Origin of the sequence: Microbacterium proteolyticum (assembly GCF_030818075.1) — a bacterium.
Classification (GTDB): Bacteria; Actinomycetota; Actinomycetes; order Actinomycetales; family Microbacteriaceae; genus Microbacterium; species Microbacterium proteolyticum_A.
The window spans coordinates 212,412-235,134 of record NZ_JAUSZZ010000001.1 but is presented as its reverse complement, the minus strand read 5'-3'; the positions used below and the strand labels follow the sequence as shown (position 1 = coordinate 235,134).

The window sequence follows — 22,723 nt, the reverse complement described above, 5'->3', positions numbered from 1 at the left end:
CCGGGTTCGCGGGTCCGCGTGGGGACGGGGACGGGGGTTCGGCACGTCGGCGCGAGGGGGACGCGGTGCTGGACGAGCGCACCTACGATCGCATTCTCGAGTCACGGTCTGAACGTCGACTGCCTCTCGGCGATGGGACGTGGCATCAGCTCGCCCGCGCCTACGTGCGCGTGCAGCTCATCACGCAGGGCGCCGTCATCCTCCTCGTGGCCGCGGTCGCCGTGGCGGCCCAGGTGATCACCGGCGTGTGGTGGCAGTGGATCCCGGCGACCGTCATCCTGCTCGTGACATCGATCGGTCTGCTGATCACTCCGCGACAGGCCCGGTCATTCGGCTACCAGCTGCGTCATGACGACCTCGTGTTCCGTCGCGGCATTCTGTGGCAGCGCGTCGTGGCGGTCCCGTACGGCCGCATGCAGCTGGTCGACATCACGCACGGCCCGCTGGACCGTGGCTTCGGGATCGCCCAGCTCAAACTCGTCACCGCCGCTGCGTCCACGGGGGTCACCATCCCCGGCCTGACGCAGGAGGCGGCCGAGCATCTTCGTGACACCCTCGTCGCCGTGGCCGAGACGCGCCGGACGGGTCTGTGAGCGAGGAGGAGACCCCTCGGTCGCGCGAGGGGGACGCGGGCGCGGTGCCGACGGAGGGGGTCGACGCCGCGGGGGCGGCGCCGGCGGGGGCTTCGCCAGCGGATGCGGTGCCGCCGGGTGTGAAGGGTGCGGTGCCGCCGGGTGTGAAGGATGCCGCGGGTGCGGTGCCGGCGTGTGCGCCGGACGGGGCGTCTGGTGGTGCCGTGGATGCGGCGGGAGCGGCGTCGACAGAAGCGACGTCGACGGGCGCGGCGGGCGTGGTGCCGTCGGGTGAGGTGGCTGCTGCGGGTGAGGTGGCTGCCGCGGGTGCGGCGGCTGGGGGTGCAGCGGCTGCGGCGGCTGCGGGTGCGACCGCGAAGGGTGCGTCGGCGTCGGAGGCCGCGAGCGCCCCGGTCCCCGGAGCCAGGCGCGCCGCCGTCCGGTCGCCGTACAGCGACGGAGAGTGGCACCGGCTGCATCCGCTCACGCCCCTGCTGCGCGGGGGACTGACGCTGCTCGTCATCGTGGGCGTCGTCATCGCGAATCTCCGTGAGAGGCTCGTGGAGTTCCTCTTCCCCGTCTTCACCGACCTGCCGCCGGGGGCGGTCCCGCCGGACCCGGTCGACTTCCTCTTCGCCAACAACCTCCTCCTCATCGCGGGCGGGGCCACCGTCGCGATCCTCATCGTGCTGATCGTGCTCTTCCGGCTGTCGTGGCGGTTCCACATGCTCCGCATCGGTGACGACGACGTGGAGGTGCGTTCGGGCGTTCTTTTCCGCACGCACCGGCGCGCGCCGCTCGACCGCGTGCAGGGCGTGAATCTGACGCGACCCATGATCGCCCGCCTGCTCGGGCTCGCGAAGCTCGAGGTGGTCGGGGCGGGGCTCGACGCCAACGTCAGGCTCGAGTACCTGTCGGCGAAGGATGCCGAGGCCATCCGCGGTGACATCCTCCGTCTCGCGTCCGGGCGTCGCCTCGCGCGAGAACGCACGCCCGAAGAGCGGCGAGAGTCGCTCGCGCGCCAGGCGGCGGCCGCCGTCGGCTCCGGTCTGCAGGGTCTCGTCGACGGTGAGGACTTGTCCGACGCCGAGCCGGAGAGCATCGTGCGCATTCCGGTGGGCCGGCTCGTGGCATCCCGGGTGCTGAGCGGCTCGACGGTGTTCCTCCTCGCCCTCGTCGTGGGAATCGTGGTGGCGGCGTCTCTGTCGACGCTGTGGCTGCTGTTCACGATCGTTCCGATGTTCCTCGCGTTCGTGGCGTACTACGTGCGGTCCATCGCGCGCGGTCTGCGGTATTCGATCGCGCCGACGGCCGATGGTGTGCGGGTGACTTTCGGTCTCTTCACGACCGTGTCCGAGATCGTGCCGCCCGGACGCGTGCACGCCATCGAGGTGCGTCAACCCGTGCTCTGGCGCCCGTTCGGGTGGTGGGCGGTGTCGGTCAACAGGTTGTCGGGCCGGTCCTCGACCGACACCAGCACCGACCAGTTCGCCGCCGTTCTGCCGATCGGTACGCGCGCCGATGTCGAACGCGTGCTGGCGATCCTCGCCCCCTCGCTCACGGGCGGCGAGTGGACGAGCGTGTTCCGTGACGGCATCCTGGGTCCCGTGGACGACGACCCCTACGTGACGACCCCGCCGCGCGCCCGGTGGCTGCGACCGTTCTCGTGGCGGCGCAACGGCGTGTTCCTCGACGACAGTGCTCTCCTCATGCGGCGGGGGTGGGTCCGGCGATCGCTCAGCATCTTCCCGCTCGCGCGTCTGCAATCGGTGGGGCTGCATCAAGGTCCGCTGGCGCGCGCCTTCGGTGCCGCGACGCTCACCGGTCACGTGATCGCCGGTACGGTGCAGACCTCGGTCGGCGCCCTCGACCGCGATGCGGCGGTGCGGATGTTCGAGCGCACGGCGCACGCGAGCGTCGCGGCCGCCGCCAGCGACCGCAGCCACCGGTGGGCCGGATGAGCGGCCGCGACGGACGCCTCGGCGTCGGCGTCATCGGCGCCGGACGGGTCGGGCCGGTCATCGCCGCCGCGCTCGCCGGAGCGGGCCACGCCCTCGTCGGCATCACCTCGGGCTCGGACGACGACCGGGTCGAGGCCATCCTCCCCGGGCTCCCCGTGCTCACCGCCGACGAAGTGGTGCGGCGCAGCGAGTTGGTGGTCATCGCCGTCCCGCACGACCAGCTCCCGGGTCTGGTGACCGGCTTGGCCGACCTCGGGGCCTGGCAGCCGGGCCAGCTCGTGCTGCACACCGATCCGGCCCACGGCGCGCGGGTGCTCGATCCCGCCGCGCGGCGCGGTGCCATTCCGCTCGCGATCCACCCGGCCATCGCGTTCACCGGCGCCTCATCGATCGACCTGCGGCAGTTGGCCCAGGCATACGCCGCCGTCACCGCCCCGGCTCCCGTCCTGCCGATCGCGCAGGCGCTGGCGGTGGAACTGGGGTGCGAGCCGGTGGTGGTCGCGGAGGAGGACCGCGCGACGTACGCCGAGGCCATCGCGACGGCGACCGAGTTCTCGCGGTCGATCGTCCGCCAGTCCTCGGAGCTGCTCACGCGCGTGGGGGTCGACAACCCGGGTGGGTACCTGTCCGCGCTGGTGCGGTCGAGTGTCGACCAGGCGCTCGCCGAGGGCTCCGCACGTCGCACCCCCGACGGCGACGCTACGATCGACGGATGATCCGCACCCTCGAGGATCTGCGCACCCGACTCGGCGACATCCGAGGCGCAGACCGATCCTCCGGCGGCCCTCGCGTCGCGCTCGTCTCGACTCTCGGCGCCCTGCACGACGGCCACGTCGATCTCATCCACGAGGCGCGAGAACGCGCTGATGTCGTGGTGGTGTCGACCTTCGTCAACCCGCTGCGCTTCCGCACCGCCGAAGAGACCTCGTCGTACCCCCGGTCGCCGGAGGCTGACGAGCGGGTGCTCCGCGACCTCGGCGTCGACGTCGTCTTCGCGCCCACGGCCGAGGAGTTCCTCCCCGCGGGCACGTCCACCACCCGCGTCTCGGCCGGGGACGTCGGGTTGCGTTACGAGGGCCGCGTGCGCCCCTTCTACTTCGATGGCGTCCTGACCGTCGAGGCCAAGCTGTTCCACCTCATCCGCCCCGACGTCGCCGTGTACGGGGAGCGCGACCTGCAGCGAGCCTTCCTCGTGCGGCGCATGGTGCGCGACCTCGACTTCGCCATCGAGATCGCGACGGTCCCGACGGTCCGCACCGATGACGGCCTCCCGGTGTCGAGCCGGATCGCTCTGCTCGAGCCCGCCGACCGCCGCGCGGCGGCCAAGCTCCCGCGGGCGCTCGAGGCCGCGGCATCCAACTCCGACCTGGGGGTGGACGCGTGCATCGCGGCCGCCCAGTCCTCGCTGATGGGCGAGCAGCGCATCGCGCTCGAATACCTGAGCGTGGTCGACCCCGCCACCTTCCTGCCCGTCGACGACGGTCACCGCGGGCGCGCTCTCGCTCTGATCGCCGCGACCGTGGGCGGGCACCGGTTCATCGACAACGCCGAGATCTCGCTTCGCTGACGCGGGCGACGGGCGCGTGCTTTGCCGGGGGCGCAGAGCGCCGCGCGATGCCGGGCCCGATGTCGCAACCGCCGCAGTGAACCCGGTGTGGCGGTGTGCCGGCGAACCGATTCGTCGAGGGCCGCGCACCGGCGCGGACCCGGGTGCTTCGCCCGCGGGGCGGATCCCGGTGCGTCGGGAAGCCGGCTGGCCGACACGTGCGCCGGTCCGCGCCGGGCGTTCGTCGGCGAGGAACGGTGACGTCGCCGGCGGTGTCGGTCCGCCGCGTGCCGCTGGGTGGCCGCGCTGGAGCGAGGGCCGGGAGCGACGGCCGCCGAAGGTCATCCGAGCGCGGCGAATAGACTGGGGACGACCCCGAGGAGCCTTGTGATGACCGACGCGCCCGCGAACGACGCCGCCGAACCGACCGAAGACGAGGTCTTCGAACAGAAGGCGGTACGCCTGGCGAAGCGCGAGCGCCTGCTCGCCGAGCGCGCCGATGCGGCCGGCGGCCCGTATCCCGTCGCCGTCCCGGTCACCGCGACCATCCCGGAGCTGCGTGCCCGCTTCGGCGAGCTCGAAGCCGGCGCCGAGACCGGCGAGACCGCGGGCGTCGCGGGCCGCGTGGTGTTCAGCCGCAACACCGGCAAGCTCTGCTTCGCATCGCTGCAGGCGGGCGACGGCAGTCGCATCCAGGCCATGGTCTCGCTCGCGAACGTCGGTGAGGAGTCGCTGCAGGCCTGGAAGGAGCTCGTCGACCTCGGCGATCACGTCTTCGTCTCGGGCGAGGTGATCTCCAGCCGCCGCGGCGAGCTGTCGATCATGGTCGCCGAGTGGCGCATCGCGGCGAAGGCCGTTCTGCCGTTGCCCAACCTCCACACGGAATTGAGCGAGGAGAGCCGCGTTCGCAGCCGCTTCCTCGACCTCATCGTGCGCGACCGCGCCCGCGAGACCGTGCTGGCTCGCGCGAAGGTCAATCAGAGCCTGCGTCGCACGTTCGGGGATCGCGGCTTCGTCGAGGTCGAGACCCCGATGCTGCAGGTGCAGCACGGCGGTGCGAGCGCACGCCCCTTCACCACGCACTCCAATGCCTTCGACACCGAGCTGTACCTGCGCATCGCCCCCGAGCTGTTCCTCAAGCGCGCGGTCGTCGGCGGCATCGACCGCGTGTACGAGATCAACCGCAACTTCCGGAACGAGGGCGCGGACTCCACGCACAGCCCCGAATTCGCGATGCTCGAGGCGTACCAGGCCTACACCGACTACAACGGCATCGCCGACCTCACGCAGTCGCTCATCCAGGATGCCGCGATCGCCGTCGCGGGCTCCACCACCGTCACGTGGGCCGACGGCACCGAGTACGACCTCGGCGGCGAGTGGGACCGCATCTCGATGTACGACTCCCTGTCGGAGGCGGCGGGTCGCTCGATCACGCCGGAGACCACGTTGGACGAGCTGCGCGCGTTGGGCGCCGAGAACGAGGTCGATGCCCCTCCGCACGAGACGCACGGCAAGTGGGTCGAAGAACTGTGGGAGCACTTCGTCAAGTCGGGTCTCACGCGCCCCACCTTCGTCATGGACTTCCCCGTCGACACCAGTCCGCTGGTCCGCGAGCACCGCTCGATCGCCGGCGTCGTGGAGAAGTGGGATCTGTACGTGCGCGGTTTCGAGCTGGCCACCGGCTACTCGGAACTGGTCGACCCCGTGATCCAGCGTCACCGCTTCACCGAGCAGGCCAAGCTCGCCGCGCGCGGTGACGACGAGGCCATGCCCATCGACGAGGAGTTCCTGCGGGCTCTCGAGCACGGGATGCCGCCGACCGGCGGTATGGGCATGGGCATCGATCGCCTGCTCATGGCGATCACGGGACTCGGGATCCGCGAGACGATCCTGTTCCCGTTGGTGAAGTAGGGCGCTCGAACACCCACTCCGGGAGGCGTCCCGCGTCGACCATCGCGCGCACGATCTCGCTGAGTCCATGCGCGCCGTCGATCTCGAGGGCCGCATCGGTGTACGCCGCGGCGTGCGTGGACCGCCCCGACGCCCACGCGAGCCACGCGCACGCGGCCAGGGGACCCGGTCGCCGTTCGCGCGCGACCGATGACGCCACGTTCCGGCACAGCTCGAGAGCGAGGCGCAGGCGTGCGGGATCGGGTCGCGCGCCCTCCCCCCACATCGGACGGGCGAGATCCTCGGGAAAGGGTTCGCCGGCCCGGAAGGCGGTCTGCGCCCGGAACACCGCGTCTCCGGTCGTGAGGTCGCACGCCCACTGCATGAGGGCGACGTCGCGCAGCGCGGGTCGCTCCAGGCAGAAGGCGAGGGCGGCGAGGTGCGTCAGCTCTAACTGCTCGGACGGGAGCACCACGACGTTCTCGAAGAGATGCGGCGCATCGGCGATCTCGGCAGCAACGGCGTCGGCGGCGGCGCGTCGCGCGGGGGAGAGTCGCCGGCGATCCCGGGACCGGCTCAGCGCGTGCTCCACGTCGACCAGAAGCTGTTCGATCCGCCGTGCGTCGTCCTGCGACGCCGCCGGCAGTTCAGCCGCGGCGAGGTGGTCTGCGCTCACGTCATGCTCCGGCCCGCTCGCGGCGGCATCCTGGATCTCGGCGAGCGGATGCGCTCGGGTAGCGGGCTCCAGGTAGCTCGCCCACGCGTCCGTACCGACCACGAGCGCGTCGACCACCCGCAGCCCGCAGATGTCGGCGCGTGCGCGTACGGCATCCACGAGTCCCGTGTGGGGGAGGGTGCCGTCGCCCGACACGATGTCGTCGGTGTAGACCGCGATGGCGACGGCGTCGGTGAGAGTCACCTTGCACGCCATGCCGATGACGGTCGAGGCGACTCCCTCCTCGGTGGGTGCGTCACCGGCCGGAGGCAGGTCGACGCGCATCGCCCCCGACGAGCGCCCCCGGCTGAAGGGGACGATGACGAGGCTCCGACGGGGCGTGCATTCGAGCAGGTGCGGGACGAGGGCGAGGAAGGCGGGCGACGAGGTGGCCCGCACGACGGTGGTGGTCATGCGTCGAGGGTGACGGTTCAGGGAGGCCCGCCGCCGGGCGGATTCGCTCGATCGTGGAGTGTTCGGCGACTCTCGCAGCTGGGGAGGAGGACTGCGCGGGCGTCCGCCCAGGCGCCGCAGGTATCCTCGGAGCATGGACGAAACCTGGACCGCGGTGCTGTGGGCGCTTCTGCCGACCCTCGTCGTCTCGGTCGTGTTCTTCTTCATCCTCCGCAACGTCATCCGGATGGACCGCACCGAGCGCAAGGTCTACGCCAAGATCGAGGCGCAGGAACGCGCGAAGCGGGGCCTCCCGCCGGTCGCGCGCACCGGCGACGGCTCGGCGAACTGACGCTCGGACGGCCCTTGTCGGAGGCCGTCGCTACGCTGGGTCCACAACCCGTCCAGGAGGACCCGTGATCAACGCCACGTTCGACGCGAGCTGGCTCGTCATCACGCTGTTCGTCGTCGACCTGGTGGTCCGCATCGCGGCGGTCATCATCGTGCCGCGCAACCGCCGTCCCACCGCGGCGATGGCATGGCTCCTGGCCATCTACTTCATCCCGTTCGTCGGGGTCTTCCTGTTCCTGCTCATCGGAAACCCGCGCCTCCCGCGTAAACGCCGCCGCAAGCAGGCCGCCATCAACCAGTACATCCACGACACGAGCGCATCCCTCGAGTTCGGAACGCTCCGTCCGCATGCGCCGGACTGGTTCCGGGCGTTGGTGCGCCTCAATCGCAATCTCGGCGCCATGCCGCTCGCCGGTGACAACGCCGCGACGCTGATCGCGGACTACCAGCACAGCCTGGATGCCATGGCCGAGGCGATCCGCCGGGCGACACGGTACGTGCACGTCGAGTTCTACATCCTGCAGTCCGACGACTCGACCGACAACTTCTTCCGCGCGCTCGAAGAGGCCGCCGACCGCGGCGTCGTCGTGCGGGTCCTGCTCGATCACTGGGCCAACCGCGGCAAACCCTTCTACCGTCGGACCGTGCGCCGCCTCGACGCGATGGGCGCGCATTGGCATCTGATGCTGCCGGTGCAGCCGCTGCGCGGGCGCTACCAGCGTCCTGATCTGCGCAACCACCGCAAGCTCCTGGTCATCGACGGCGACGTCGCCTACATGGGCTCGCAGAACGTCACCGACTCCTCGTACAACCTCCGCAAGAACATCCGTCGCGGGCTGCACTGGGTCGACCTCATGGTGCGCGTCGAGGGTCCGGTCGTCGCCAGCATCAACGCCGTATTCCTCTCCGACTGGTACAGCGAGACCGATGAGACGCTGCGGCATGAGATCGACCTGTTCAGCGTGACGTCGGGACCGGGCGACCTCGACTGTCAGATCGTGCCTTCGGGTCCCGGGTTCGACTTCCAGAACAACCTCAAGCTGTTCCTCGGGCTGCTGTTCGCCGCCCGTGAGCGCATCATCATCGTGAGCCCCTACTTCGTTCCCGACGAGGCTCTGCTGCTCGCCATCACCACGGCCTGCCAGCGCGGCGTGCACGTCGAACTGTTCGTCTCTGAGGAGGGCGACCAGGCGATGGTCTACCACGCTCAGCGCAGCTACTACGAGGCTCTCCTGCGTGCGGGGGTGGTCATCTGGATGTACCGCAAGCCCTTCATCCTGCACAGCAAGAGCGTGACGATCGACAACGAGGTCGCCGTCATCGGTTCGAGCAACATGGACATGCGCTCGTTCGGTCTGAACCTCGAGGTCTCGATGCTCGTACGCGGCGAGGAGTTCGTCCGCGACATGCGCGCCGTCGAAGACCGTTACCGGGGGCTCAGCCGTCAGCTCACGATCGAGGAGTGGCGACGCCAGCCGCTGCGCTCGACGATCCTCGACAACCTGGCCCGCCTCACCTCCGCGCTGCAGTGAGGTGGCGCGGCATTCGCCGCCGGCATCCAGGAATCTTCGCCATCATGTGGAAGAACCGACCCCCCGGAGGTTTGCATGTCCCGTCATCGTCTGACCCTCATCGGCCTGCTCGGTGCAGGCCTGCTCGCCACCGGCGCCCTCACGGGGTGCGCGTCCGGTGCGGCATCGTCGCCGTCTTCTCCGGCGTCTGCGGATGCCGTGTCCCCCGCGCCCGCAGGCGAGATCGAGGCCGCGTGGGTCGACGCGGGCCGCGCGGTCGCGGTCATCACTTCCGGCAGCTCGTCGTGCATCCCCACCGTCAACGGGGAGCCGGAGTACACGGACGGGGCGGTCACGGTGGACCTCGTCGAGCCCTCGCAGGAGCCGTGCACGCGCGACATGGCACCGCGCGCCACCCTCGTGACTCTCCCGGCCGGCGTCGACCCCGGTGCCGGTCTGACGCTGCGCGTGACGGGGGCCGCGGAGGGCGAGGCGGTGCTCGCCGCGCTCGACGAGGCGCCCGCGGCATCCGAGGAGTTCGCGCCCAGCGCCGGATGGGCCGGCTCGTCGCTCGTCGCGATCGTCACGTACGGCAGCTCCAGCTGCGTGCCCACCGTCGAATCGGTGAGCGCCGACGGTGACCGGGTGGCGGTGCGGTTCGCGGAGCCCCCGGCTGACCAGGTCTGCACCATGGACTTCGCGCCCCGCGTGACGCTCGCCGATGTGGGCGCCGTAGCGGGCGACGGTGCCGTGTCGCTGGTGCTGTCGGGCGGCAACGTGCAGGCGCCTGACCCCATCTCCGTCCTCGGCACCCGCTGACGCTCCTCCCCACGCCGGAGGTCTCCACCGTTCACGAGCGGCATCGGCTGCCCTCCGCTTGCGTGTCGCGGCGCGGTAGCGATGTGCGCGGCGCCGCTGTGCGCGGCGCGTGTGGGCGCCGGTGCGGCGTCAGCGCTCGACGACGAGCAGGTCGCCCACCTCGCACTCGAGCACGCGGCAGATCGCCGCGAGCGTCGAGTAGCGGATGGCCCGGGCGCGGTCGTTCTTCAGCACCGACAGGTTCACGACCGAGACGCCGACCAGCTCGCTGAGGCGCGTGAGCGTCATGCCCCGCGCCTCGAGGAGCTCGTCGAGACGGCAATGGATGCCGGTCGGCCCGTCATCCGTGACCGCCGGCGTCATACGAGGCCCTCGGTGTCGCGCTGGAGGCGGTCGCCGACCGCGAATACCGTGCTGGACAGGCCCGCCACGAACCCGATGACGATGAGGACCGGCAGGTCGATCTGCTGGGTCAACCCGCGGTCGTACGTGCGTTCCGACAGCCAGGCGAGAGCGCCGTTCGCGACCATGTTGTGGAAGAACGGCACGCCGATCGCGCCGATGAGCGAGACGACGCCGGCGGCCGCGACGAGGCGGGTGTGTCGACGGCTGAAGATGCGCCCGCGCAGGATGCCGATGCACAGGACCAGCAGCAGCGTCACGACCGTCGCGACCGAGGCGGCGAAGAGGCCCTCGGCCAGGAACAGAGCCCACAGCGAGGCGAGGGGGAGCGACGGTGCGGTGACGACGGCGTCGGTGAGCTGGACGGGCACCAGGGCCCCGCCGGGGCCGATGGGCGCCTGTGCCACCGTGCCGAGGAACTCGACCGGGACGCGCACGTCGCGATTGCCGACGGCGGCGATGATGTTGCCGATACTGCGCACCACTGCCCACCCCGCGATGGCGACTCCGGCCACCATGAAGAGCAGGAAGCTTCCGGTATCGCCTCGGGAGAGGGTGCGAGGGGTGGATCGGGGGGATGCCATGATCGCTCCTTATCGATGATCGTTGTTATCGGTGATCGATAAGATAACGATGATCGATAGGTTCTGCAAGAGCTGCACTCATGGCGGTATGCCCACGGCGAACACGCGTCCCTGGCATCCGGCCGCTGGTTACTCTCGTTGTACGGCGCGCGGAGGCGTGCCTGTCAGCCCATTTCTGGAGGGACTGAGATGTTCGAGAGATTCACCGACCGTGCCCGTCGTGTGGTCGTCCTCGCCCAAGAAGAGGCGAAGATGCTCAACCACAACTACATCGGCACCGAGCACATCCTGCTGGGGCTGATCCACGAGGGTGAGGGTGTCGCTGCCAAGGCGCTCGAGTCGCTCGGCATCTCGCTCGACGCCGTGCGCGAGCAGGTGCAGGACATCATCGGCCAGGGTCAGCAGCAGCCGACGGGCCACATCCCCTTCACGCCGCGCGCGAAGAAGGTGCTCGAGCTGTCGCTGCGCGAAGCGCTGCAGCTCGGCCACAACTACATCGGCACCGAGCACATCCTGCTCGGCCTCATCCGCGAGGGCGAGGGCGTCGCGGCCCAGGTGCTGGTCAAGCTCGGCGCCGACCTCAACAAGGTGCGCCAGCAGGTCATCCAGCTGCTCTCGGGCTACCAGGGCAAGGAGCCCGCGGGAGTTGCCACCGGCGCCGGCGAGCAGCAGACCTCCGGTGCGCAGGGCGGCTCGGCCGTTCTCGACCAGTTCGGACGCAACCTCACGCAGGCCGCGCGCGACAACAAGCTCGACCCCGTCATCGGGCGCGAGAAGGAGATCGAGCGCGTGATGCAGATCCTGTCGCGCCGCTCCAAGAACAACCCCGTCCTCATCGGTGAGCCCGGTGTCGGAAAGACGGCGGTCGTCGAGGGTCTCGCCCAGGCCATCGTCAAGGGCGACGTGCCCGAGACGCTGAAGGACAAGCAGGTCTACTCGCTCGACCTCGGCTCGCTCATCGCCGGTTCCCGCTACCGCGGTGACTTCGAAGAGCGCCTGAAGAAGGTCACCAAGGAGATCCGCACGCGCGGCGACATCATCGTCTTCATCGACGAGATCCACACCCTCGTGGGTGCCGGTGCCGCCGAGGGCGCGATCGACGCGGCATCCATCCTCAAGCCCCTCCTCGCCCGCGGCGAGCTCCAGACCATCGGTGCCACGACGCTCGATGAGTACCGCAAGCACTTCGAGAAGGATGCCGCGCTCGAGCGCCGCTTCCAGCCGATCCAGGTGGCCGAGCCGAGCCTGCCCCACGCGATCAACATCCTGAAGGGCCTGCGCGACCGCTACGAGGCGCACCACAAGGTGCAGATCACCGACGGCGCGATCGTCGCCGCGGCGAACCTCGCCGACCGCTACATCAGCGACCGCTTCCTCCCCGACAAGGCCATCGACCTGATCGACGAGGCCGGCGCTCGCCTGCGTCTGTCGATCCTGTCGTCGCCGCCGGAGCTCCGTGAGTTCGACGAGAAGATCGCGAAGGTGCGCGAGCAGAAGGAGCTCGCTTCCGAGGAGCAGGACTTCGAGAAGGCCGCTGCCCTGCGCGACGAGGAGAAGTCGCTCCTCGCGGAGCGCCTGCGCCTCGAGAAGCAGTGGCGCTCGGGCGACGTCGCCTCCCACGCGGTGGTCGACGAGGGCCTGATCGCCGAGGTGCTCGCGCAGGCGACCGGCATCCCGGTGTTCAAGCTCACCGAGGAGGAGTCCAGCCGCCTCATGTTCATGGAGAAGGCGCTGCACCAGCGCGTCATCGGCCAGGAAGAGGCGATCGCGGCGCTCTCGCGCACGATCCGTCGTCAGCGCGCGGGCCTCAAGGACCCCAAGCGTCCCAGCGGTTCGTTCATCTTCGCCGGCCCCACGGGCGTCGGAAAGACCGAGCTCGCCAAGGCGCTCGCCGAGTTCCTCTTCGACGACGAGGGCGCGCTGATCTCCCTCGACATGTCGGAGTTCGGTGAGAAGCACACCGTCTCGCGCCTGTTCGGTGCCCCTCCCGGGTTCGTCGGGTTCGAAGAGGGCGGCCAGCTCACCGAGAAGGTGCGCCGCAAGCCGTTCTCTGTCGTTCTCTTCGACGAGATCGAGAAGGCCCACCCCGACATCTTCAACTCGCTGCTGCAGATCCTCGAAGAGGGTCGCCTGACCGACGGTCAGGGCCGCGTCATCGACTTCAAGAACACCGTGATCATCATGACGACCAACCTGGGCTCGTCGGCGATCGCGGGTGGCCCGGTGGGCTTCCAGGTCGAGGGCAGCGCGCAGACCTCGTACGAGCGGATGAAGGGCAAGGTCGACGAGGAGCTGAAGCGTCACTTCAAGCCCGAGTTCCTCAACCGTGTCGACGACGTCATCGTCTTCCCGCAGCTGAACAAGGACGAGCTTCGCCAGATCGTCGGTCTGTTCGTCAAGCGTCTCGCCGATCGCCTGCTGGATCGCGACATGACGGTCGAGCTGTCGGACGACGCGAAGGACAAGCTCATCGAGATCGGCTTCGACCCCACGCTCGGTGCCCGGCCCCTGCGCCGCGCCATGCAGCGCGAGGTCGAGGACCGGCTGAGCGAGAAGATCCTGCACGGCGAACTCGAGGCGGGCGACCACGTGAAGGTCGGCGTCGAGAACGGGCGTTTCTCGTTCGAGACCAGCCCGCGCGGTGAGAAGGTCGCCCTCGGAGTCGGAACGGCGGGCGAGATCACCGCGACCCCCGACATCGTCGCCGGTAGCTGACGCACGAGCAGACAGGGGCCCGGATGCCATGGCATCCGGGCCCCTTCGCGTCGCCGGCCCCCAGCGCCAGATGACCGGCCGTTCCCGAGCGGACCGACGATGGGGCGGAGACCTGCGTGATCTCGGGGTGAGGCGGTCATCTCGGCGTGGGTGATCCTGGCATCCGTCGTACGCTGGGACGATGAGTTCTCCCGCGCCGTTCGTCGTCCGCCCCGCCGGAACCGCCGACGTCCGCCGCATCCACGAGCTGCTCGAGCCGTTCGTCCAGAAGCGCATCCTGCTGGGTAAGGACCTCGTCGTCCTCTACGGCTCGGTGCAGCAGTTCGTCGTGGCCGAGGTCGATGGAGTCGTGATCGGATGCGGCGCGCTGCACGTGATGTGGGCCGACCTCGCCGAGATCCGCACCCTGATCGTGCACGACGACTGGCTGCATCACGGCGTCGGCCGCGCGATCGTCGAAACCCTCGAGGAGCGGGCACGCGAACTAGGCGTCTCGCGACTGTTCTGCCTCACCTTCGAAGTCGACTTCTTCACACGCCGGGGCTTCTCGGAGATCGGTGAGCAGGTGGTCGACCCCGACGTCTACTCGCAGCTCGTGCGGAGCCCCGACGAGGGCGTCGCCGAGTTCCTCGACCTGGCGCACGTGAAGCCCAACACCCTGGGCAACACGCGCATGCTCAAGCACCTCTGAGCGAGGTCGACGGCCCGCCGTCGCGGTGAGCGGGTGAATCCGAGCGCGCCGTGGAGAGACGCCTCAGCCGCGACGCCTACCCTGGAAGCATGACCGATGCCCCCCGTAGGCGGAGGCAGTCCCCGGCGGTCTACCGTCGACGTCGTCTCGCGGCAGGGTTGCTCGCCCTGATCGTGATCGGCCTCGTCGTGTGGCTCGTCGCGGCTCCGCCTTGGCGTGTCGCACCGACCGCCGCCCCGACCTCCGCTTCCACCCCCAGTGCACCCGCCGAGAGCGCTCCCTCCGCCTCGGCATCCGCGCGCGCCACGGCGACCTCGGTCGCGCCGACGGCGACACCGACGCCGAGTGCGCCGGCCGGCCCTCTCGAGTGCACGGCCGCGATGATCACCGTCGAGGCGCTGTCGGACAAGACGGAGTACGCGCAGGGCGAGAACCCTCAGCTGTCCATCCGCCTGGCGAACACGTCGGCCACCCCCTGCACGATGAACGTCGGCACGAGCGCGCAGTCGTTCACGGTCACCAGCGGCACCGACGTGTGGTGGCGTTCGACGGACTGCCAGTCCGAGCCGAGCGATATGGAGGTCACCCTCGCTGCGGGGCAGGTGGTCTCGAGCTCGGCGCCGCTGACATGGGATCGGACGCGGTCGTCGGTGAGCTCGTGCGGCGGCGAACGGCCGTACGCTCCGGGCGGCGGGGCGACGTATCACCTGAGCGTCTCGATCGGCGGCATCCCGTCGGCCGGGACGGCGTCGTTCATCCTGCAGTGACGTGACGCCCGGGGCGGGAGTCCCCGTTCGGGGCGTGAACCCCCGGCTTCGAGAACCCGCTCCGAACCGGAGCCGGGCATCGCCAAGCGGAGCTCAACCCCCGACCGTAAGCGACGAGCACCAGGCTCCGCGCGGCCGGAGCGCGAGGGGGAGAAACGTTGAGAGGGGCGGATGCCGTGGCATCCGCCCCTCTCGTCGTCGCTCAGGAGCGCTTCTCACCGAAGACCTCGCCCTCCATCGCGTCGTAGCCCTCCTTCTGGGGGTCGCCGTGCAGGCCGCCCGACAGGGCGTATTCCTCCTCGGGGGAGAGCACGAGGCGGTGCCGGCCGTAGACCGCGAAGGCGACGAAGATCACCGCGTAGACGACGATGATCGCGACGATCGCCAGCAGGTAGGCGGGGTTGAGCAGCAGGCCGAAGAACACCACCGCGGCGATAATCGCGGCGGAGTAGGCGCCGAAGAGGCCCCATGGGCTCTTGTACGGACGCACTGCGTTCGGGAACTTCTTCCGCAGCACGATGAAGGCGACCATCTGCAGGAAGTACGCCAGCACCGCACCCCACACCGCGATGTTCAGCACGATCGCGCCGGCGGGGCTGGTGTCGCCGCCCGCGGCCTGCACGATGACCAGCGCGAGGAACCCGAGCACCGCACCGAACACGAGCGCGACCCACGGCGTCTTGCGGGCGCCGGTGAGCGACAGCCAGCGCGGGTAGTAGCCGGCGCGCGAGAGCGAGTACATGTTGCGGCCGTAGGCGAACATGATGCCCATGAGGGATGCCAGCAGCCCGACGAGCGCGAGGAGCGACAGCAGTGCCGCGGCCTGATCGCCGACCATCGCGCGGAACCCGTCGAGAAGGGGCTCGAGGGAGCCGCCGGTCTCTTCGGTGCCGAGGACGCCGGTGTTCAGGAACAGCACGATGAGGCCGGTGACGATGAGCGTGCCACGCGCCCAGAGGCCGGCGCGCGGGATGTCGCGGGCGGGGTCGTGCGACTCCTCGGCGGCGAGCGGCAGCTCCTCGATGCCGAGGAAGAACCACATCGCGAAGGGCAGGGCGAGGAGGATCGAGCCGACGCCGAATGGCAGGAACGCGGTGTTGCCGTCGGTGGGGGCGATGTTCCACAGCGAGCCCCAGTCGAACGCACCCGAGAACAGGGCCATCGCGCCGAACACGACGATGATGCCGATCGAGATGACCGAGACGACGATTGCGAAGCCGAACGAGATGTTGGCGCCGGCGGCGTTGAGGGCGATGAACAGCGCGTACAGGATGATCCACCACACGAACGCCGGCAGGCTCACCCCCGTGAGCAGCTCGAGGGCCGAGTCGGCGTACTGGCCCGAGAAGTAGACCACGACGGCGGTGGTGGCGACGTACTCGATGGTCTCGGCGAGACCGGTCGCGAGACCGCCCCACGGCCCCATCGCGGATCGGGCGAACGAGTAGGCGCCGCCGGTGTGCGGCATGGCTGCGGCCATCTCGCCGATCGAGAACGTGAGGCCGTAGTACATGACCACGAGGATGACGAAGGCGATGAGCATGCCGCCGAAGCCGGCGAAGCCGATGCCGAAGTTCCACCCCGAGAAGTCGCCCGAGATGACGGCGGCGACGGCGAGACCCCACAGGCCCCACACTCCCGCCGAGCGCTTGAGGGTACGTTTCTCGAAGTACGCGGCGTCGGTGGCCGTATAGGTGGCCCCGGCGACCTTTCTGGCTGAACTGCTCGAGGTGGACATGTGACCTCCAGAGGAATGCGGGCAGGCGTCAGGCTCGCCTTGCGGAAGATCATGGCCCTTCATTGGTCGACCTGTCTGCCTTTGGCGTGTAAGTTCCTCGTTACGTCCTTCGTTCGGAAGGGCACCGAGCCGGCGAGGAGACACCATGGCGGGCACTCTCACGACTGCGGACCTGGATGCCGCGATCGACGCGGGCGAGATCGACACGGTCGTCGTCGCCTTCCCCGACGCGCAAGGGCGTCTGGTCGGCAAGCGCGTCGCCGCGCGCTTCTGGCGCGACGAGGTGCTGCCGCACGGCGCCGAGGCCTGCAACTACCTGCTCTCGGTCGACGTCGACCTCAACACCGTCGACGGCTACGCGATGTCGAGCTGGGAGAAGGGTTACGGCGACATGCTGCTCGTGCCCGATCTCGACACGCTCCGCCTGATCCCCTGGCAGCCGGGCACGGCGCTGGTGATGGCGGATCTCGCGTGGGAGGACCGGACGCACGTGGGGCAGTCGCCGCGCGGCATCCTGAACGCGCAACGCGCCCGCCTCGCCGAGCGCGGGCTCACCGCCTACGCGGGGACGGAGCTCGAGTTCATCGTCTTCGACGATTCATACCGCGACGCCTGGGCGAAGAAGTACACCGGGCTGAGGGCGTCGACCGACTACAACGTCGACTACAACCTGCTCGCCACGACGCGCCTCGAGCCGCTGCTGCGCGACATCCGCCTCGGCATGGACGGTGCCGGCATGTACTGCGAGGGCGTCAAGGGCGAGTGCAATTACGGCCAGCAGGAGATCTCGTTCCGCTATGCCGAGGCGCTCGAGACCGCCGACAACCACACGCTGTACAAGAACGGCGCGAAGGAGATCGCCGACCGCCACGGCAAGTCGCTCACCTTCATGGCGAAGTTCAACGAGCGCGAGGGCAACAGCTGTCACATCCACCTCTCCGTGCGCGGCGACGACGGGTCGGCGGTGATGGCCGGCGACGGCGAGTACGGCTTCAGCCCGCTCATGGGGCACTGGATCGCCGGCATCCTGGCGACCCTCCGCGAGTTCACGCTGCTGTACGCCCCCACCATCAATTCGTACAAGCGCTATGCGAAGGGGTCGTTCGCCCCGACCGGCGTCGCGTGGGGCGTCGACAACCGCACGTGCGCCCTGCGCGTGGTCGGCCACGGCTCGTCGCTGCGCGTGGAGAACCGCGTGCCCGGGGGAGACGTGAACCCCTACCTCGCGATCTCGGCCATCATCGCGGGCGGTCTGTACGGCATCGAGAACGAGCTCGAGCTTCCCGCACCGCTCACCGGTAACGCGTACGACGCCGGCGTCGACACGCTCCCCACGACCCTGCGCGAGGCGGCGCGGCTCTTCAGCGAGTCGACGATCGCACGTGCAGCCTTCGGCGACGATGTCGTCGAACATTATCTGAACCAGGCGCGCATCGAGGTGGAAGCCTTCGACGCCGCCGTGACCGATTGGGAGCGGGTGCGTGGTTTCGAGCGCCTCTGATCCGAGCAGGACCCCCGTCGTGGGGCTCACGACCTATCTGGAGCGCGCGAAGCAGGGCGTCTGGGACGTCCGCGCCTCGTTCCTGCCCCAGCAGTACTTCGACGCCGTGACGGCCTCGGGTGCCTCCGCCGTGCTGCTGCCCCCGCAGCCCCGTCCCGAGCAGGCCGCCGCGGCCGTGCTCGACGGTCTCGACGGACTCATCCTCACCGGCGGCCTCGACGTGCAGCCCGAGCTCTACGGCGCCGAGCGTCACCCGCTCACCGACCCCGCGCGCGCCGACCGCGACGCGTGGGAGCTCGCGCTGCTCGCGGGGGCGCGGGAGCGCGGCATCCCGGTCTTCGGTATCTGCCGCGGTCTGCAGCTGCTGAACGTCGCCCTCGGCGGCACGCTGCACCAGCACCTGCCCGAGGCGCTCGGCACCGAGCGGTACCGCATCGGCGGCGGGGTCTTCGCCGAGAACGTCGTCGAGGTGGATGCCGACACCCGGCTCGCCGGCCTTGTCGGGGCCGGATCCCTCACCGTGCACAGCTACCACCATCAGGGCGTCGACCGGGTGGGCGAGGGCCTCCGCGTGACCGCGCGCACGGACGACGGGCTCGTGCAGGCCGTCGAGACCGAGGGCGACGACTACGTCGTGGCCGTGCAGTGGCATCCGGAGGAGAACGCCGAGGACCGGCGGCTGTTCCTCGGGCTGGTCGCCGCGGCGGCGGCGTATCGCGCGGCACGTCACGGCGAAACCGCACCGTCCGCCGCATCCTCCGAGCCCCAGGGAGTCCCCGTATGAGCAGCTTCACCGTCATCGACCCGACGACCGGCTCGGCCATCACCACGCTCGAGCGCGCCGAGATCGATCAGGTGGATGCCGCGGTCGCCGACGCCGTGCGCGCCCAGCGCGGGTGGGCGGCGCTCGCCCCCGTCGCCCGCGCCGACGCCCTGCGCGCCTTCGCCCGCGTCGTCGAGGAGCACGTCGAGGAACTCGCCCAGCTCGAGGTGAAGAACTCCGGCCACCCGATCGGGTCGGCCCGGTGGGAAGCGCAGCATGTCGCCCAGGTGCTCAACTACTACGCCGGCGCGCCAGAACGCCTGATCGGGTCGCAGATCCCCGTCGCAGGCGGACTCGACGTCACCTACCACGAGCCCTTCGGCGTGGTCGGAATCATCGTGCCGTGGAACTTCCCCATGACGATCGCCGCGTGGGGCTTCGCGCCCGCGCTCGCCGCGGGCAACGCCGTCGTGCTCAAGCCCGCCGAGCTCACGCCCCTCACGGCCATCCGCCTGGGCGAGCTGGCGCTCGAGGCGGGACTCCCCGAGGGGCTGTTCCAGGTCGTCGTGGGCTCCGGCTCGGTCGTCGGCCAGCGCTTCGTCTCGCACCCCGACGTGCACAAGGTCGTCTTCACCGGCTCCACCGAGGTCGGCACCGAGGTCGCCGCGGGCTGTGCGCAGCTGCTCAAGCCCGTGACGCTCGAGCTGGGCGGCAAGAGCGCGAACATCGTCTTCGCCGACGCCGATCTCGAGAGAGCTGCAGCGGGTGTCCCCGGCTCGGTGTTCGACAACGCCGGGCAGGACTGCTGCGCCCGCAGTCGGTTGCTCGTGGAGCGCCGCGTCTTCGACCGCTTCCTCGAGATGCTCGAACCCGCCGTCGCGGCGTGGAAGGTCGGCGACCCCACGAGCGAAGACACGCAGATGGGCCCGCTCATCTCGGCATCCCACCGCTCCACCGTCCAGGGCTTCCTCGACGGCGTCGACGTCGCCTTCCGCGGATCGGCGCCCGAGGGCGACGGCTTCTGGTTCGCGCCCGCGGTCGTGCTCGCACAGCCCGGCGACCGCATCGCCCGCGACGAGGTCTTCGGGCCGGTGCTCGCGGTGCTGCCCTTCGACGACGAAGCGGATGCCATCCGCCTGGCCAACGACACCGCCTACGGCCTCGCGGGCTCGATCTGGACCGAGAACCTGGGCCGCGGCATCCGGGTGTCGCGCGGGGTGCGCAGCGGCGTGCTGTCGGTCAATTCCCACTCGTCGGTGCGGTACTCCACACCCTTCGGTGGCATGAAAGCCTCGGGCCTGGGCCGCGAGCTCGGACCGGATGCCGCCGAGCACTTCACCGAGACCAAGAACGTCTTCTACGCCACCGAGTGACGTCGGTCCCTCACCCCTCGTCCCACTTGTGACGCCCCTCGTCCCGCATATGGCTGCTCAGCAGGCTCGCAACCAGCCATAGCTGGGACGAGGGTCAGCTTGAAAGGAACCACCGCACATGACCATCGACCTCACCCAGCGCCTGCGCGACCGCGTCGCCATCGTCACCGGCGGCGCGAGCGGCATCGGCCTCGCCACCGCCCGTCGCTTCGCCGCCGAGGGCGCCCGCGTCGTCATCGCCGACCTCGATGAGACGACCGGCACCGCCGCCGCGACCGAGGTGGGCGGGGTGTTCCGGCAGGTGAACGTCGCCGACGAGGCATCCGTCGACGCGCTCTTCGACGGTGTCGCCGCCGACCTCGGCAGCGTCGACATCGCGTTCAACAACGCCGGAATCTCGCCCGCTGACGACGACTCGATCGAGACGACCGAGCTGCCCGCGTGGGACCGCGTGCAAGACGTCAACCTCAAGAGCGTGTACCTCTGCTCCCGCGCGGCGCTGCGGCACATGGTGCCCGCGGGCAAGGGGTCGATCATCAACACCGCGTCGTTCGTCGCCCTGCTGGGGTCGGCGACCTCGCAGATCTCGTACACCGCCTCCAAGGGCGGCGTGCTCGCGATGACCCGCGAGCTCGGTGTGCAATTCGCCCGCCAGGGCATCCGCGTGAACGCCCTGTGCCCGGGGCCGGTCAACACGCCCCTGCTGCAGGAGCTCTTCGCGAAGGATCCCGAGCGGGCGCAGCGCCGGCTCGTGCACGTGCCGATGGGCCGGTTCGCGGAGCCGGAGGAGATGGCTGCTGCCGTGGCCTTCCTGGCATCCGATGACGCGTCCTTCATCACCGCGACGGCGTTCGTCGTCGACGGCGGTATCACCAACGCGTACGTCACGCCCCTGTGAACCGTGGCATGACAGGCTGACAGGGTGAGCGAAGCGCCCCTCGACGACCTGCGCCGGGCCGTGTATCGGCCCGTGCGCAGCGGGAACGCGCTCGAAGACACCACGGCCCGCATCGTGCAGACGGTGCGGCTGGGCCTCGTCGCGCCGGGGGAGTCGCTGCCCGCCGAGCGTGAACTGGCGGTGCTGTACGGCGTGAGCCGCGACACCGTGCGCGAGGCGATCCGCGAGCTCGCCGACGCCGGGTGGCTCGAGACGCGTCGCGGTCGGTACGGGGGAACCTTCGTCGTCGACCCGGTGCCGCGCCCGTCCGAACCCGCGATCGTCTCGCCCGCCGAGCTCGATGACGTCATCGCTCTGCGCTGCGTGCTGGAGACGGGCGCGGCCCGGGCAACCGCCGAGCGCACGCTGTCGGCCGAGGACCGCGATGTGCTGTGGGCGCGCCACGAGGCAGCCGCTCGCGCGGAGGGCGCCGATTACCGCCGACTCGACACGCTGCTGCACCTGACGATCGCCGAGCTCAGCGGCATCCCGTCACTCGTACCGCTCGTCGCCGACAACCGCGCGCGCGTCAACGCGTGGCTCGACACCTTCCCCCTGCTGCCGCGCAACATCGACCACTCCACGTCGCAGCACGCGGCGGTGGTGTCGGCGATCCTCGCCGGGAGACCGGATGCCGCCGATGCGGCCATGCGCGACCACCTCGCCGGGTCGGAGGCGCTGCTGCGAGGGTTCCTGGCGTAGAAGTCACGCGTGGTGGCGGCGCCTGTTGTGCGGGGCGCGGCGGCGGTGGCGGCGTGTGATCGCGTGGCGCGTGCGGGGGTGGCGTGCGGGCTGGGCCTGCCGGATTCTGCGCGGACTCGGTGCTCTGACCGGTTCGGCCGCATTCTTCCGGTCGGGGCGGTCGATCCCCCGTATCGAACGGCGGATTGCGCCCCGGACCGTCGTGCGGTGCGGCTGCTGCGGCGCGATTAGGCTCGGGGGATGGCCGGAAAGAAGCGCAAGGGGAAGAAGGTCGACGTGGACTTCAAGAACACCGCGCTCACCGACGCGCTGCAGACGCAGGACATGGCCGCCATCGCGTTCGCGCTGCGCCACGGCCCCACCGTCGTGCCGTTGATGACGCCGGGCGACGCCGACAACCCGCTCAGCGTCGGCGAGGTCTGGACCTACCGCGACCCCAACACCGGGCAGGTCGCTCTGCTGCTGTTCAGCGACGCGGCCCACAAGCCCGAGACGCTTCCGCCGCACGTGGCGCTGCAGTCGCCGCAGTGGCTGCGGGCGTTCCTGGGTGCGCATCAGGATGCCATCACCACGGTGTTCATCGACATCGCGGGGCCGCACCCGATCCAGGCAGCACCCGCCGACCTCATCGCCGCGCTCGACGCCTGACGCGGCGGGACCGTTCTCGGCCGCGTGAGGGGTCATTTTTTGTCGCTCAGCCGCGCTCCCGGCGACAGAAACTGACCCCTCACGCGATCGGGCACGGGGGCACCCGGGTATGGCGTGGGGATGAAGTATCGAACTCGCGCGGGT

At 70.1% G+C, this 22,723-nt stretch carries 21 protein-coding genes; 17 read left to right on the top strand and 4 right to left on the bottom strand.

Annotated elements, in window-relative coordinates:
• The first annotated feature begins 65 nt into the window (after positions 1 to 65).
• From QE392_RS01130 to lysS, 5 genes are all read left to right on the top strand, one after another.
• Entirely contained in the window at positions 66 to 593 is a 528-nt protein-coding gene (locus QE392_RS01130) for a PH domain-containing protein (RefSeq protein ID WP_307446655.1), read from the top strand.
• Between the two features lie 203 nt (positions 594 to 796).
• The gene (locus QE392_RS01125; RefSeq protein ID WP_307446652.1) at positions 797 to 2,533 is read left to right on the top strand and encodes a PH domain-containing protein; all 1,737 of its coding nucleotides are present in this window, start codon (positions 797 to 799) and stop codon (positions 2,531 to 2,533) included.
• A complete protein-coding gene (locus QE392_RS01120) occupies positions 2,530 to 3,249 on the top strand; it encodes a DUF2520 domain-containing protein (RefSeq protein ID WP_307446649.1) in 720 nt (239 codons plus the stop codon). Before QE392_RS01125 ends, QE392_RS01120 begins: the two co-directional genes overlap by 4 nt.
• Positions 3,246 to 4,100, top strand: coding sequence for a pantoate--beta-alanine ligase (gene panC / locus QE392_RS01115; protein WP_307446646.1), 855 nt, complete (start codon positions 3,246 to 3,248; stop codon positions 4,098 to 4,100). The genes QE392_RS01120 and panC overlap by 4 nt, the downstream gene beginning before the upstream one ends.
• 369 nt (positions 4,101 to 4,469) lie before the next feature.
• The gene (gene lysS, locus QE392_RS01110; RefSeq protein ID WP_307446642.1) at positions 4,470 to 5,990 is read left to right on the top strand and encodes a lysine--tRNA ligase; all 1,521 of its coding nucleotides are present in this window, start codon (positions 4,470 to 4,472) and stop codon (positions 5,988 to 5,990) included.
• Here lysS and QE392_RS01105 read toward each other — a convergent pair.
• Entirely contained in the window at positions 5,941 to 7,098 is a 1,158-nt protein-coding gene (locus QE392_RS01105) for a DUF4192 family protein (RefSeq protein WP_307446639.1), read from the bottom strand. The genes lysS and QE392_RS01105 overlap by 50 nt on opposite strands.
• Positions 7,099 to 7,231: 133 nt before the next feature.
• Here QE392_RS01105 and QE392_RS01100 point away from each other — a divergent pair, with 133 nt between their 5' ends.
• The 3 genes from QE392_RS01100 (at position 7,232) to QE392_RS01090 (ending at position 9,758) form a co-directional block, all read left to right on the top strand.
• Entirely contained in the window at positions 7,232 to 7,429 is a 198-nt protein-coding gene (locus tag QE392_RS01100) for a hypothetical protein (protein ID WP_307446636.1), read from the top strand.
• 64 nt (positions 7,430 to 7,493) lie between these two features.
• Positions 7,494 to 8,960, top strand: coding sequence for a cardiolipin synthase (gene cls / locus QE392_RS01095; RefSeq protein WP_307446633.1), 1,467 nt, complete (start codon positions 7,494 to 7,496; stop codon positions 8,958 to 8,960).
• 75 nt (positions 8,961 to 9,035) lie between these two features.
• On the top strand, positions 9,036 to 9,758 hold the full coding sequence (locus QE392_RS01090; RefSeq protein WP_307446630.1) for a hypothetical protein: 723 nt from the start codon (positions 9,036 to 9,038) through the stop codon (positions 9,756 to 9,758).
• Positions 9,759 to 9,887: 129 nt separating this feature from the next.
• Here the strand turns inward: QE392_RS01090 and QE392_RS01085 are convergent, their stop codons facing one another.
• On the bottom strand, positions 9,888 to 10,121 hold the full coding sequence (locus QE392_RS01085; protein WP_307446627.1) for a helix-turn-helix domain-containing protein: 234 nt from the start codon (positions 10,119 to 10,121) through the stop codon (positions 9,888 to 9,890).
• Complete coding sequence (locus QE392_RS01080; protein ID WP_307446624.1) at positions 10,118 to 10,744, bottom strand: hypothetical protein; 627 nt, start codon at positions 10,742 to 10,744, stop codon at positions 10,118 to 10,120. The genes QE392_RS01085 and QE392_RS01080 overlap by 4 nt, the downstream gene beginning before the upstream one ends.
• A gap of 189 nt (positions 10,745 to 10,933) precedes the next feature.
• Here QE392_RS01080 and QE392_RS01075 point away from each other — a divergent pair, with 189 nt between their 5' ends.
• The 3 genes from QE392_RS01075 (at position 10,934) to QE392_RS01065 (ending at position 14,917) form a co-directional block, all read left to right on the top strand.
• Positions 10,934 to 13,459, top strand: a complete 2,526-nt coding sequence (locus tag QE392_RS01075; RefSeq protein ID WP_307446621.1) for an ATP-dependent Clp protease ATP-binding subunit — start codon at positions 10,934 to 10,936, stop codon at positions 13,457 to 13,459.
• Between the two features lie 181 nt (positions 13,460 to 13,640).
• A complete protein-coding gene (locus tag QE392_RS01070) occupies positions 13,641 to 14,150 on the top strand; it encodes an amino-acid N-acetyltransferase (protein WP_307446619.1) in 510 nt (169 codons plus the stop codon).
• An 89-nt stretch (positions 14,151 to 14,239) separates the two neighbouring features.
• Positions 14,240 to 14,917, top strand: coding sequence for a hypothetical protein (locus QE392_RS01065; protein ID WP_307446617.1), 678 nt, complete (start codon positions 14,240 to 14,242; stop codon positions 14,915 to 14,917).
• 202 nt (positions 14,918 to 15,119) lie between these two features.
• Here the strand turns inward: QE392_RS01065 and QE392_RS01060 are convergent, their stop codons facing one another.
• Positions 15,120 to 16,655 (bottom strand): amino acid permease, encoded by a 1,536-nt coding sequence (locus QE392_RS01060; protein ID WP_307446614.1) that lies wholly within the window; start codon positions 16,653 to 16,655, stop codon positions 15,120 to 15,122.
• 145 nt (positions 16,656 to 16,800) lie between these two features.
• Here QE392_RS01060 and QE392_RS01055 point away from each other — a divergent pair, with 145 nt between their 5' ends.
• The 6 genes from QE392_RS01055 (at position 16,801) to QE392_RS01030 (ending at position 22,579) form a co-directional block, all read left to right on the top strand.
• On the top strand, positions 16,801 to 18,156 hold the full coding sequence (locus tag QE392_RS01055) for a glutamine synthetase family protein (protein ID WP_307446611.1): 1,356 nt from the start codon (positions 16,801 to 16,803) through the stop codon (positions 18,154 to 18,156).
• Positions 18,137 to 18,940 (top strand): gamma-glutamyl-gamma-aminobutyrate hydrolase family protein, encoded by an 804-nt coding sequence (locus QE392_RS01050; protein WP_307446609.1) that lies wholly within the window; start codon positions 18,137 to 18,139, stop codon positions 18,938 to 18,940. The genes QE392_RS01055 and QE392_RS01050 overlap by 20 nt, the downstream gene beginning before the upstream one ends.
• Positions 18,937 to 20,292: an aldehyde dehydrogenase family protein gene (locus QE392_RS01045; protein ID WP_307446606.1), complete on the top strand. Its 1,356-nt coding sequence runs from the start codon at positions 18,937 to 18,939 to the stop codon at positions 20,290 to 20,292. Before QE392_RS01050 ends, QE392_RS01045 begins: the two co-directional genes overlap by 4 nt.
• Before the next feature lie 118 nt (positions 20,293 to 20,410).
• A complete protein-coding gene (locus QE392_RS01040; RefSeq protein ID WP_307446604.1) occupies positions 20,411 to 21,190 on the top strand; it encodes a 3-oxoacyl-ACP reductase in 780 nt (259 codons plus the stop codon).
• Positions 21,191 to 21,214: 24 nt separating this feature from the next.
• Complete coding sequence (locus QE392_RS01035) at positions 21,215 to 21,931, top strand: FadR/GntR family transcriptional regulator (protein ID WP_307446601.1); 717 nt, start codon at positions 21,215 to 21,217, stop codon at positions 21,929 to 21,931.
• 240 nt (positions 21,932 to 22,171) lie between these two features.
• Entirely contained in the window at positions 22,172 to 22,579 is a 408-nt protein-coding gene (locus QE392_RS01030) for a dehydrogenase (RefSeq protein WP_307446597.1), read from the top strand.
• The last annotated feature ends 144 nt before the right edge of the window (positions 22,580 to 22,723 follow it).